We start from the raw sequence: 9,473 nt of genomic DNA on the forward strand, positions 1-9,473 counted from the left end.
TCTATTAAAAAGACGAATTATGATTATGAATTATTAGGGAGTATTACTAATAGACCTAATTTAGTCGTTTATATAAAAGCAAAATTTATAGGTGACTTATTTCTAAAATTAACATAATACACGTTATACGAATCTAAAAATGGGAGCCTTAAGCTCCCATTTTTTAAGTAATTTTTTAAATAAGACTTGGATGAGCATCTAAAATTCGAATCAATGTAGCTGCTGGTCCAGTTGGATAGCGTCGTCCCTGTTCCCAATTTTGCAGGGTACGAGGACTAATATGCAGACGTGCAGCAAACTCATTTTGGCTCAAGCCTGTTTTTTCACGTACTTCTTTAATATCTGGTAGTTCGAGTTCTGTAACTCGACTTGCTTTAACTTCTTTACGTTTGATAGCTCCAGCTTCTTTGATTGAAGCAACCAAGTCATCAAATAAGTTGTTATCCATGAAATTGCTCCTTCACGAGTTGGCGCAGAATGGCTGTTTCCTTATCTGTTAAATTATCTTTCACTGATTTTGGATAAGCCACTAAGAAAAATATCTGATCATCCTCGGTGACCCAATAATAAATCACCCGAATGCCACCACTTTTTCCTTTGTTACCTTGAGCACAACGTACTTTGCGAATACCACCGCCATTCTTGATTAGATCACCTCTATCAGGCTGTACCAAAAGATCTTCCTGAAGTTGACGATATTCCTCATCAGATACAAGGTCTTTAATTTGCTTGGTAAAGATGCTGGTTTCAATAAATAACATGGACTCTTTGTACGTCAATGGCGTACTTGTATTTTAGCAGTTTCCATAACAAAAAACGAGAGTTGTCCGCTCTCATTCCGAATAATGCCCATCATGCTAAATAAAAGGATATTCAGAAAAATATAGATGTAAAATTATGGCCAAGAAAAGTTATTTGAGTTGTTATATGAGCGTTACTGTTACTCAGCAAAAAGATATTGATAAGGTTTTGAAGAAATACCCTGATTGCTGTTCAATCTGTAAAGATCATTTTGATGATGAAGATTTGACATATACAGTTTTTGGATATGACAAAAATCAACGTATGCAAATCGTTTCAGGTTGTTGTATTGATGAGATATCAGACGTAGTGCTTCTAGGCTTATGTGGTTGTTATGACCCAAATGACATACAGAATTTAATGAAAGAGCATCCTCTAGTAGGTTAATTCTTTAAGGTGAGCTTGAAGACTTTCTAAAATTAACATAATGGGCGTTATTCGGTTATTTATTGCTGATCTAAAATTTGTAAAAGAGAGTCTGGCTTAATTTAGACAGCTCTTTACTATATTTATTGAAGGTTTTTTATGAAGCACTTAGGATTTGTAGGAAAAAGTACTGAATATTTAGGGTATACCCATGTTGAAATTATCAATAGCTCATTACGCTTATCTTTCAATATTCCATCAACAAAAGATCTAGAAGAAACCTTTAAAAAGATGGTCGAAAATAACTATGATTTACTCATGGAAACATCAGCAGAAATCGAGTTCGAATTAGAAAGTGAAACGCTAGCAAAGATAGAAACCATCATAAAAGAAAAAGGGATTGAACTTGATGAGTTTGTTCAAAATGCGCTGATTAAACTTATCAACCAAAATGAATTGGCTAAGACTGATTAGATCTTAAATGCAGGCAATAAAAAAGCCCGACATCCTGTCGGGCTTTTTCGTATTGGTTCGCTTGGCATGACTCCTGTCGTACCGCCGATCCTTGTGCGATTATTTATTTTTATTCTGCGGAACGTCCTGTTCTCTTATGACTTCATGATATTGAATACAAGGGATTGTGAATATCCGCAAAACCCCTAAATTCATGTGCGCTCAGGCGTACAAAATTGGTGGATTTTTATCCCAAGAGTTGTCCGCAGAAATTGGGGATAATTTAAGCCAGCGCTGGCTTGATAACGCAGAGAAAAATGACAATTTGATTAAATATTGATCAATTTTATTGGCAGAATATATCAAAACTGCGCATAAAAAAGCCGACTTGTTTCCAAGTCAGCTTTTTACTGTTTTTGAGGTCGGTTGAAATTTTTTAACTATATGAAAAACAAAGATATTTTAAAAAGCATTTCGTATAACCTCTATTATGTTAAATAATTAAGGATAAAAGCTTTATTACTAAATAGAACAGTTGCTTAAAGCAGTATAGAGTTAAGTTTGCATTTTAATATCAAGTTGTCTTTCAGCACCGATAATCACCATACGAATCCCATTTTCAAAAATGTCATCCGCATTCATATTTTGTAAGGTATTCACTCCTTGGAGCATGAGTGGATATATAGTTGGATCGGCTTCGAATGGTGGGTCTGATCTTATTTCTTCTTGCTGCTCCTCAAGGACCCACCCAACAATAAACCTTCCTAATGTCATAAGTAATGCAACTGCTTCAACAGGAGAAAACCCAGCATGAGATAACAGCGCAACTTGGGCCTCAATCGTGTTGAAATGTCCTTGACTGGGGCTAGTTCTTGCATGTAGACGAGCACCATCACGGTAAGCTAGTAGTGCTCGACGAAAGCTTACAGAATTAGCGAGCAACCAATCTTGCCATGTCATCCCATCGATGGGTAAAGAAACTAAATGGTGTTCATTTATAATGGTTTCCGCCATTGCTTCCATTAACAAGGATTTATTCTTGAAATGCCAATATAGAGTTGGAGATTTAATACCCAATCGTTGAGCTAGCTTGCGTGTGGTTATTGAATCTATGCCTTCTTCATTCAACATATCCAATGCGGTACGCAGGACTATTTCACGTGTCAGACGTTGAGGTGCAATATCTTTTTTACTCATAAATCTATCACTGATAGGGAGTGTGTGAGAGAATATTAATTCTATCATTGCTAGAGAAGGCATTTGTGAAGAAATCATTGAGCGTGATTTTAATCACTATATTTCTGGATGCTGTTGGGATTGGTTTAATTATGCCGATCTTGCCTGAATTATTACGGTCATTGGCTGGAGCTGAAGCAGGCGGTGTTCACTATGGTGCTTTATTAGCTGTGTATGCTCTGATGCAGTTCATTTTTGCACCTATCCTTGGAGCGTTGAGTGACCGATTTGGACGTCGACCTGTATTAATTATTTCAATTGCTGGTGCAACGGCTGATTATCTCCTAATGGCTGCTGCTCCTTCTCTATTGTGGCTATATATTGGTCGTATTTTTGCGGGAATTACAGGTGCCAACATGGCTGTTGCAACAGCTTATGTTTCAGATATTACTCCAGCCCATGAGCGTGCAAAAAGGTTTGGTCTCCTTGGAGCTGTCTTTGGTATTGGGTTTATAGCGGGTCCGGTAATAGGTGGAGTTTTGGGTGAATGGAACTTACATGCACCGTTCTTTGCTGCTGCTTTTATGAATGGGATTAATTTAATAATGACAGCAGTCTTATTAAAAGAATCAAAACACAGCAATAAAATGACTGAGAAGGTTCAGGAGCAATCAATATTAAAGAAATTATCCTATTTGATCACTCAACCTAATATGGCTCCATTGCTTGGTATCTTTTTAATTATCACATTGGTTTCACAAGTCCCCGCAACTTTATGGGTTATCTATGGGCAGGATCGTTATGGCTGGAGTATATTTATTGCAGGTGTTTCCCTTGCTAGTTATGGAATATGCCATTCTATTGCACAGGCTTTTGCTATCGCCCCTATGGTAAAGAGGTTTGGAGAGAAAAATACGTTGTTATGTGGAATAGCTTGCGATGCAATTGGTTTACTTCTTTTATCTATTGCTGTTGAAGAATGGGTGCCTTTTGCGTTGTTACCATTGTTTGCCCTTGGTGGAGTAGCCGTTCCTGCTTTGCAAGCAATGATGTCCAGAGGTATTAGTGATGAAAGACAAGGTGAATTACAAGGGCTATTAAGCAGTTTTAATAGTCTGGGGGCTATAATTGGTCCTGTATTAGTTACTAGCCTCTATTTTATGACTCAGGCATCAGCTCCTGGAATGGTATGGGCATTAGCTGCAATACTTTATGTAATCACCCTACCCTTATTGCTTAAGTATCGCCTGAATAAATATTCTGGAGTTCCATAAAATATTTAATTTATTGGTTTAAAAACTAATGGATTCTATAGTTTATCTAAAATTAACATAATACACCTTATACGAAATGCTCTTCATTTCTCTTTAAAATTCAGTGTTTTATGTTGATGTAAAAAGCCCAATCCTTCCCGATTGGGCTTTTTCTTTGATTTATCACGTTCCACGCCTATTACTTGATCAATGTTTCACGACTTTGTTCATATCAGTTAAACAATCGTGGTTAATCATAGGGTCTAAAAAAACGGCTCCAAAAGCCTCTTTTTTCCGGTTCCTGTTCAACGTGCTCCGGCACTGGAATTCGCTTATTTTCGGTTTGCTCTAGAGTAGTTAATCCATCATCTTTAGGTTTAGTTTCTATTTTGGGATCTATCACTATATCTGGTTCAGATTGATGATTATTTGCTGTAGTGGCTTGGGATGGTTTCATTTCAATCAGGGTCAGGAGTGTGTCAATGCGAGAATTAGCTTTTGCTTCCCGATCTTCTGCCTTTTCTAGTTGTTTCTTTAGAAACTCAATCTGATTCTTGAGTTCTACAACTGTATTTTCATTGTATTCAGGTGTATTCGTATTTTGTATTTTTGGCGTATCGAGACGTTTTGAGTGTTTTCCACCAAAAGGCTCACCATAGACGCGAAGTAATTCCGAGAAGTCGATAAAACCATCATGATCACGGCTTAATACCCCGTTTTTTATATCTTTATAGAGTGTAGCTCGAGATTTTTTATACAGTGTTGCGGCATTACTAACACTGTATTTTGTACTTGTTTTCATAGTGTATTGCTGTGTATTTACGATACGCATTAGTGAATACAATAAGTGTATTCACTAATATGCTCAAGGTTTAAAGCCTAAGTTCTTTAGATGAGGTAAAAATTGCCGTTGCTGCTCTGGCTCTCTAAGCATTTTCTTTATCTTTACAGCAAGGGCTTCATAGCTTTCGCCCTCTACAGCTAAATTAGAAAGTTCAGGCACCCGAGATAATTGATTACCAAACATATGTATTTGGGAATCTGTAAGCTTGTAGAACTTATCGGTATTCTCTTGAGATAAATTCCTTTGTTGCTTAGCTTTTCTTTGACTTATTTCAAATGAAAATCCTGAAATTTTTACTCCTTTTTTATGCTTATTAACCTTAACTTTGATATCTGTAAATTTGTTAATTTGCTGAACAGCGATATTTAATACATTCGCATTAAAGTTACTCATCGTCTTGTATTCAGTAACACCTAATCCAAGTTTATTTCTGAAATCGTCTAGTTCGTAGATAGGAGTTTTATTGGTCAAACGCCATGAAATAATAAGTTCGTATAAGCGTATTGCGTATTTACTCGTTAATTTAGCGATTTGATCTATATCATATGATGTGAACCGTTGTTCTAGTGCTGAAATCAGAGGAATTACATCCTCTGTAAACGCTATTCCGACTGTTGCATTATCTTCATCATACTCAGCTTTCCAACACCATCTAATGTTAATCCTCTTTTTGGAATTAGGAGAATTTAATTTAATTTCAGAATCATAAATTCCTTTGATCCCTTCAGCTAATGCGCGATATGCAACACTACGATCTACATTAAATTGTTGGATGTATTCAGAAGCATGTATATAGAACATATCAGATGGAGATAGTTGTGCTTTCTTTTTTCGTGCAGCAATAATGCATAGAAGTAATAACCTTTGTTCAACAACACCTAAATTATAAGATGCATTAATCAAATCATTTGATTTAACAACTAAATCGCCCATTGGATAACCTTTATTAATAGATTTTTTCATTTTTTATCCATAGGCAAGTTAAATCTAATCATGGATTAGCCCATTTTTTTAAAGCGATAGCCTTAAAAACTCTAATATATTTATGGATATAATTTACCCTCATTTGTTTTGAATAGCAATATCTAAAAACTATTTAAAATAGGCTTTAACTAAACCTAGTTAATTGCTGCATAAACCTATTTTAATTGCTGCATAAACCTATTTTAATTGCTGCATAAACCTATTTTAATTGCTGCATAAACCTATTTTAATAGGAATGTAAGTGTTTGATTAGTATTGTTTAGTTGGGGGTTAAAAGTATTTAAAATATTAAAATAATTAAAAAACAAAGGAATGAAAAATTGCCCTATGTTTTCGCTACGCTCAAACTCTATTGAATCTCGCTTTCGCTCGATTCGAGGGGCAATTTTTTGCCTAATCTCCTTGTGACTTCAATAAAAAGAAAAAGAAACTCGGAATTCGCTTCGCTCATAAATTTTTTTGCTCGCTTCGCTCGGTCTAGATGCAAAAATATGCAACTAATCCAATTAATTTGGATGATTTGAGTTTTTAAAAACTGTTTTTTAGGGAGTCTAGGCGCAACTTTTTGATGTTCGCTCGTAGACACTCGCTCTGGGATAGCGATTAGAAGTAAAAAAATGGGGGTATTTGCGATTTTTTCACTGATTACCAATGAATCCTATATCTAATATGAAAACATGCTTAAAACGCAAATGAGGACGTTATGGAAACCCACTGACTTTTAAAAGTCAGTGGGATCTTTTGAGTTTCTGTTTTTTAGGCAAAAACTAGAGTTTAAATTTTTGAAATTTCGATCAAACTCTTTTTTTGAGCTACCAACTCAATGTAGTCACCACAACTACTATTTTTTTACATATCAAACTATTTACCGGTGTAGTCTTTCATTACTCATTATTGCGCTCACGTTTTTATTCGCTTGAACAATATGCTCCCGACCTAAGTCCTAAGTCGCTTTACTTTCAACTACTCTCCCATCCACCAATTTTTTGTTTAAATCTTACAGTCACCAACTAAAAGAATTAAATAAACAAATCTTTAGCGAACTTCCCACGTTAGTTTTAATCGCCATTTTGATGCCCGACTTCTTGCTTTCGCTCAAGTTTTATTCGTGACACTCGCCTAAATCTTCATCTTCCTGCCATTTCATGGGTAGTTGTTCCAAGAACCCATTTATAGGTTGGCTAAAAACTTTTTAGATTTATCGTGCTATCAAAATTATCTGCACAGCAAAATTGAGGTTTTACTCATTTTGCCGTTACTGGCTTAAGCTATCCAGTAAACCTCGATTATGTATTTTCGAGTGCCTGTCATTCGTGGATGGTTCTCATCCCAATGACGGATAGTTTTTCTCTATCATCACAGCCCACCAGTGCAGCCTGCATTGCAAAATTACTCATGCAAAACAAGGGTTATTAACGCTCAACTACCATCCATGTAGTCTATTGCTCACCTTCAATTAAAACCGGACTGCTCATATCACTATGAGATCCGTTTCCGTGTCGCCCAACAACTTTCGTAGATTGGGTAGAAAAAGAGAATTTCACTCTTTAGCCCCCTTCGTAACCGCACCAGCGAGGTTTCCCCAGCATGCAGCTTCACCGATCAAGAGTTGGTTAGGTTCTCTTTCAGTTTGATAGTGTAAAAAACGTCAGATTGGCGGTGGTAAGTCGCCAATCAAAAAAAAGGCAAAACTTCCCCGCAGACGCAGTTATCTGAAAATTTCAAACGATTTAAAAAGACAGCAAACATGGAGAGTGAAAATTTCACTGCAATCCTGTTGCATAAAGATATGGTGATACTCCGATTGGCGCTCGGATGACGGCTAAAACTGTTTTTAATTTTAGAAATTAAAAATGAATCAATTTTAACAAGATCAGAATAGCAAAATTCCAATGAAATGCAAATCGCAAGGAACAACCATTTATTCAAGTACCATCATGTGAAAATGAGCCTGCTTCGCAGGCTTGAAAACCTTTTATTACAATGCTTCCGATAGAATTACGTTATTTCTATAAAAATGTGCTAAATTTTCCGACAGGATTACCAATATTCAAGTGTATTTCGATGATTTATTTTTGTGTGAAAACCGATGAATTTTTAGCATCTATTTTGGATAAAGTTAGTCTAGGCGCACAGTATTATTGTCAATTTGATGTGCCATTGGCTAAAGCTGAAAGTATTATTGAAAAGCTGAAAAAGCGTTATGTTCTTGATCAGACTGCTCGGCAGCGGAATTACCGGATGCAGCAAAAGTTAATGCCGGTTGTAGATTTAGTGGTTTTACTGAACCAAAGTTTGTACATGGCAGAAAAGGTTCGACTTTGCTTACTTTGTACGATGCCAGTGGAGATGCGGCCAATTGCTTTGAATTGTAGTGAGGTGCTGAAAAGTTCATATCAGCTTGAAAAGTCGGAGCTTGATAATTTTTTCTCTGTTTTAGATAGAAAAAACCGCATGTTTTATATGAGTGTTGCTAATCCATTACTCCTTAAATCTGCAAAAGATAAATTGGAGTCAGTTCCAGTCTATGAGCTTATTCAAATCCCATATACCTTAGAGCAACGTAAGCAAAAGAACATCCCGCAAAATAAGGCACAGGGATGGACGTGGAGACTTCATAAGGAATTTATGGCATTAAAAAAAATACAGCTAACAGATATTTTTAAGAAACAACAACAAAATCAAAAGAAACCTCAAGTGCAGGATGAGGCTGTGAAAAAAGAATTACAAAAAATGTGGGGCTTATGCGGTTTCAGAGGTGTAAGGCAATGCATTTTTGATTTAAATCGTAATGTTCCTAAGTGGTACATTTCTTATTTCAATCGAAAGTCACCGATTGAGCTGATTGTCCCACCCTACAAAATCAAGTCAAAAAGACTTGTTTCAAGTTTCAATGAAGCATTGATGTTTCATAAATATGAGGCCTTTAGCGAGTCAAATTAATGAAAGAGTTGGAATATTTAAGTGGCCATTTAAATCAAAGATTCTACTCTTTTTATTTTTTAGGCATTTGATTTTAATAAATTATTTTTTTATCATGTACAGGCTTTTCAGTAAAAATATCAACAATTCAGATCTTAGAAACATAAAAAAAACCCCTGTCGTACCAAATTTAACCCCTGTCGTACCAAATTTAACCCCTGTCGTACCAAATTTAACCCCTGTCGTACATCAAAACCCTTCCAAAAAACCCTTGTCGTACATTTTTTTCTAGATTCTAAATTTGTGGTATGTATATATTTTCAGCAAACCATGTATATCATTTCAGTAAAAAAAAATAATAATTTTTATATATCATGTGTTTACTTAAGTTATTTGAAAGTAAGTGTAGAAAAACCATCATAAACTAGAGATTTTTATTGGTGAGAATATAGACACTTTAAATGGGTTCTAACAGATGCTCTGCGTATAAGAGATTTTATGTTAATCAGATGATTAAAAGGCCCGTAAATAGGGCCTTTCGTATAACGTGTATTATGTTAATTTTAGGGAAATTTAAGAATCTCTATGCAATGGTTTATTCAATATTCTTTGATTTCTTATCTTTTAGGTTAATCAGAAATAGCCAATAACATAAGCCAGGAAATAGAGCCATA

At 35.6% G+C, this 9,473-nt stretch carries 9 protein-coding genes; 4 read left to right on the forward strand and 5 right to left on the reverse strand.

What is annotated here, in order from left to right; all coding sequences use genetic code 11:
• Positions 1 to 175 precede the first annotated feature (175 nt).
• Positions 176 to 448: a NadS family protein gene (gene nadS / locus FTU79_RS15685; RefSeq protein WP_000369781.1), complete on the reverse strand. Its 273-nt coding sequence runs from the start codon at positions 446 to 448 to the stop codon at positions 176 to 178.
• The gene (locus FTU79_RS15690) at positions 441 to 761 is read right to left on the reverse strand and encodes a type II toxin-antitoxin system RelE/ParE family toxin (protein WP_058971762.1); all 321 of its coding nucleotides are present in this window, start codon (positions 759 to 761) and stop codon (positions 441 to 443) included. Before FTU79_RS15690 ends, nadS begins: the two co-directional genes overlap by 8 nt.
• A 166-nt stretch (positions 762 to 927) precedes the next feature.
• Between FTU79_RS15690 and FTU79_RS15695 the strand changes: the two genes are divergently transcribed.
• Together FTU79_RS15695 and FTU79_RS15700 are read left to right on the forward strand one after the other, a co-directional pair.
• The gene (locus tag FTU79_RS15695; protein ID WP_068976015.1) at positions 928 to 1,188 is read left to right on the forward strand and encodes a hypothetical protein; all 261 of its coding nucleotides are present in this window, start codon (positions 928 to 930) and stop codon (positions 1,186 to 1,188) included.
• A 138-nt stretch (positions 1,189 to 1,326) separates the two neighbouring features.
• On the forward strand, positions 1,327 to 1,641 hold the full coding sequence (locus FTU79_RS15700) for a hypothetical protein (protein ID WP_058971764.1): 315 nt from the start codon (positions 1,327 to 1,329) through the stop codon (positions 1,639 to 1,641).
• A gap of 534 nt (positions 1,642 to 2,175) precedes the next feature.
• Here the strand turns inward: FTU79_RS15700 and FTU79_RS15705 are convergent.
• A complete protein-coding gene (locus FTU79_RS15705; RefSeq protein ID WP_004787586.1) occupies positions 2,176 to 2,817 on the reverse strand; it encodes a TetR/AcrR family transcriptional regulator C-terminal domain-containing protein in 642 nt (213 codons plus the stop codon).
• Positions 2,818 to 2,882: 65 nt separating this feature from the next.
• Here FTU79_RS15705 and tet(39) point away from each other — a divergent pair, with 65 nt between their 5' ends.
• Positions 2,883 to 4,070, forward strand: a complete 1,188-nt coding sequence (tet(39), locus tag FTU79_RS15710) for a tetracycline efflux MFS transporter Tet(39) (protein WP_004856455.1) — start codon at positions 2,883 to 2,885, stop codon at positions 4,068 to 4,070.
• A 229-nt stretch (positions 4,071 to 4,299) separates the two neighbouring features.
• Here tet(39) and FTU79_RS15715 read toward each other — a convergent pair whose 3' ends face one another.
• Together FTU79_RS15715 and repM are read right to left on the reverse strand one after the other, a co-directional pair.
• The gene (locus FTU79_RS15715; RefSeq protein ID WP_180051290.1) at positions 4,300 to 4,851 is read right to left on the reverse strand and encodes a plasmid replication DNA-binding protein; all 552 of its coding nucleotides are present in this window, start codon (positions 4,849 to 4,851) and stop codon (positions 4,300 to 4,302) included.
• 63 nt (positions 4,852 to 4,914) lie between these two features.
• A complete protein-coding gene (gene repM, locus FTU79_RS15720; protein WP_180051293.1) occupies positions 4,915 to 5,856 on the reverse strand; it encodes a replication initiation protein RepM in 942 nt (313 codons plus the stop codon).
• A 2,100-nt stretch (positions 5,857 to 7,956) separates the two neighbouring features.
• Between repM and FTU79_RS15725 the strand changes: the two genes are divergently transcribed.
• The gene (locus FTU79_RS15725) at positions 7,957 to 8,820 is read left to right on the forward strand and encodes a hypothetical protein (protein WP_373685668.1); all 864 of its coding nucleotides are present in this window, start codon (positions 7,957 to 7,959) and stop codon (positions 8,818 to 8,820) included.
• The last annotated feature ends 653 nt before the right edge of the window (positions 8,821 to 9,473 follow it).

The organism is Acinetobacter sp. YH12144 (assembly GCF_013418345.1).
GTDB classification, from domain to species: domain Bacteria; phylum Pseudomonadota; class Gammaproteobacteria; order Pseudomonadales; family Moraxellaceae; genus Acinetobacter; species Acinetobacter amyesii.

Bases quoted from the DNA above. Each gene is read 5' to 3' on its own strand.
- nadS (WP_000369781.1), bottom strand. From the start codon at position 448: ATGGATAACAACTTATTTGATGACTTGGTTGCTTCAATCAAAGAAGCT.
- FTU79_RS15690 (WP_058971762.1), bottom strand. From the start codon at position 761: ATGTTATTTATTGAAACCAGCATCTTTACCAAGCAAATTAAAGACCTT.
- FTU79_RS15695 (WP_068976015.1), top strand. From the start codon at position 928: ATGAGCGTTACTGTTACTCAGCAAAAAGATATTGATAAGGTTTTGAAG.
- FTU79_RS15700 (WP_058971764.1), top strand. From the start codon at position 1,327: ATGAAGCACTTAGGATTTGTAGGAAAAAGTACTGAATATTTAGGGTAT.
- FTU79_RS15705 (WP_004787586.1), bottom strand. From the start codon at position 2,817: ATGAGTAAAAAAGATATTGCACCTCAACGTCTGACACGTGAAATAGTC.
- FTU79_RS15715 (WP_180051290.1), bottom strand. From the start codon at position 4,851: ATGAAAACAAGTACAAAATACAGTGTTAGTAATGCCGCAACACTGTAT.
- repM (WP_180051293.1), bottom strand. From the start codon at position 5,856: ATGAAAAAATCTATTAATAAAGGTTATCCAATGGGCGATTTAGTTGTT.